The sequence below is a fragment of the uncultured Mailhella sp. genome (assembly GCF_905187505.1).
Classification (GTDB): Bacteria; Desulfobacterota; Desulfovibrionia; order Desulfovibrionales; family Desulfovibrionaceae; genus Mailhella.
The window spans coordinates 1-2,688 of the sequence record NZ_CAJJIC010000189.1; the positions used below are offsets into that span (position 1 = coordinate 1).

The following is a 2,688-nucleotide window of genomic DNA, read 5'->3' on the forward strand; positions in this document are numbered from 1 at the left end:
CCCCTGATCTGCCTTTCCTGTCTTTCCTGTCTTTTCTACGTTTCCTGCGTTTCTTGCCTTTTACCTCCGCTTTTTTATAGAAGGGGGAGGGAGGACATTGTCATGAGCGAGACAAGGAAGGCGGCGCCGCGATTCATTGAGGTACGGGGGGCGCGGGTGCACAATTTGAAGGACGTGTCTGTAGACGTACCGCTGAACGAGGTAGTGGCGATTGCCGGGGTATCGGGTTCGGGCAAGTCGTCGCTGGCTCTTGGGGTTTTGTATGCCGAGGGGTCCCGGAGGTATCTGGAGGCGCTTTCGACGTACACGCGGCGGCGCATGACGCAGGCGGCCAGGCCGCAGGTCGACGAAGTTCTGCACGTTCCGGCGGCGCTGGCGCTGCGTCAGCGGCCGGGCATTGCGGGCATACGGAGCACGTTCGGCACGGGCACGGAGCTTCTGAACGGTCTGCGGCTCATGTTTTCACGGCTGGCGAGTCACCGGTGTCCGAACGGCCATTACGTTGCTCCGTCTCTGGCGGTGGCGGCGGGGAAGCCGCTGCGCTGTCCCGAATGCGGGGCCGAATGGTTTGCGCCGTCGGCTGAGGAGCTTGCGTTCAACAGTCAGGGGGCGTGCCGCACCTGCAACGGCACGGGCTTCGTGCGCACGGTGGATCGTTCCACGCTGGTGCCGGACGAGTCGCTGACCATCGATGAAGGCGCGGTGGCGCCGTGGAACTCGCTCATGTGGTCTCTCATGACGGACGTATGTCGCGCCATGGGGGTACGCACGAACGTGCCGTTCCGGGATCTGACGGACGCGGAAAAGGCCATTGTCTACGACGGCCCGGCCGAAAAGAAGCACATCTTCTACAAGGCGAAGAGCTCGAATCAGGCGGGAGAACTCGACTTCACCTACTACAACGCGGTGTATACCGTGGAAAACGCGCTGGCCAAGGTCAAGGACGAAAAAGGCATGAAGCGCGTGGAAAAATTTCTGAAGGAAGACGTATGCCCCGACTGCGGCGGCACGCGGCTCTGCGAGGCGGCACGCGCGCCCAGACTGCTCGGCCGCTCGCTGGACGAGGTGTGCACCATGAGCCTTGAAGAGCTGACCGCCTGGGTGAAAACCGTGCCCGATGCGCTTGCCGAAGCGCTGCGGCCCATGGCACGGAGCATTGCGGAATCCTTTGAAGGCACGGCGCGGCGTCTGCTGGAACTCGGCCTCGGCTATTTGTCGCTCGACCGCGCCGCCTCCACGCTTTCCACCGGAGAGCGGCAGAGAATGCAGCTCGCCCGCGCGGTGCGCAATCGCACCACGGGCGTTCTGTACGTGCTGGACGAACCTTCCATAGGGCTGCATCCGTCCAACATCACGGGGCTGACCGGCGTGATGCGCGACCTTGTGGACGACGGCAACTCCGTGCTGCTTGTGGATCACGACGCGCAGATTCTGTCCTGCGCGGACTGGATCATAGAAATGGGCCCGGAAGCAGGAGAGAAAGGCGGCAACGTGATCGCTCAGGGAAGCGTGGCAGAACTCGCCTCCTCCCCCGCTTCACGCATAGGCCCCTTTCTCGGCAACGGCAGGCTGAAACGCCTGCGCCCCCGCGTGAGCGACGACGCCATGTTCGCGCCGGGCTGCATCCATCTTTCCACAAATGCCATCCATACCGTGCGACCGCTCGAGGTCGACATACCCAAAGGAAGGCTCACCGTGGTGACCGGCGTCTCCGGCTCCGGCAAGACCACGCTCATTCTTGAAAGTCTGGCCCCGGCCCTGAACGCCCTCGCCCACGGCGAAAAGCTCCCCGAACACGTGCGCGACGTGCGCGCCGACGGCATAACCCAGGTCAAGCTCATCGATGCCAGCCCCATAGGCATCAACGTGCGCTCCACCGTGGCTACCTACGCCGACGTGCACGACGAACTGCGAAAAGCCTTCGCCCGTACCCCCGACGCCCGTGCCCTCGGACTCAAGGCCGGAGACTTCTCCTACAATACCGGAAAACTCCGCTGCCCCGTCTGCGACGGCACCGGCGTGATCAGCCTCGACGTCCAGTTCCTGCCCGACGTCGACGTGCCCTGCCCCCAGTGCCGCGGCTCCCGCTACGGCAGCGACGCCGACAGGGTATCCTATAAAAACAGGGCCGGACAATCCTGCACCATGCCCCAGCTCATGGACATGGACGTGCGCGAAGCCCTCATGGCCTGCGCAGACCTCAAACTCGTGCGCCAGCGCCTCGAAACCCTGAACAGCCTCGGCCTCGGATACCTCACCCTCGGCGAAGAAACCCCAAGCCTCTCCGGCGGCGAGGCCCAGCGCCTCAAACTCGCCGGCGACATGGGCCGCGCCCAGCATGACTCGGTCTTCATATTCGATGAACCAACCATAGGACTCCACCCCCTCGACGTCCAAACCCTGCTCGGCGTGTTCCAAACCCTCATCGACAACGGCGCTACCGTCGTCGTCATCGAACACGACATGGACGTCATGGCCAACGCCGACTTCATCATCGACATGGGCCCCGGCGGCGGACATAACGGAGGCTCCATCGTCGCCGCTGGCTCCCCCGAACGCATCGCCGCTTCCCCCGGCAGCATCACAGGACAATACCTCGCCAGAAGACTGTAGACACTGAAAACACAGAAAACGCAGGAAAGGCAGATCAGGGGCGCTGCCCCTGGCCCCGCCGGGGGAGATAATCTC

The 2,688-nt window shown here is 63.5% G+C and carries 1 protein-coding gene; it reads left to right on the plus strand.

Annotated elements, in window-relative coordinates; translation table 11 throughout:
* The first annotated feature begins 102 nt into the window (after positions 1 to 102).
* The gene (locus QZZ60_RS11155) at positions 103 to 2,613 is read left to right on the plus strand and encodes a hypothetical protein (RefSeq protein WP_295641414.1); all 2,511 of its coding nucleotides are present in this window, start codon (positions 103 to 105) and stop codon (positions 2,611 to 2,613) included.
* Positions 2,614 to 2,688 lie beyond the last annotated feature (75 nt).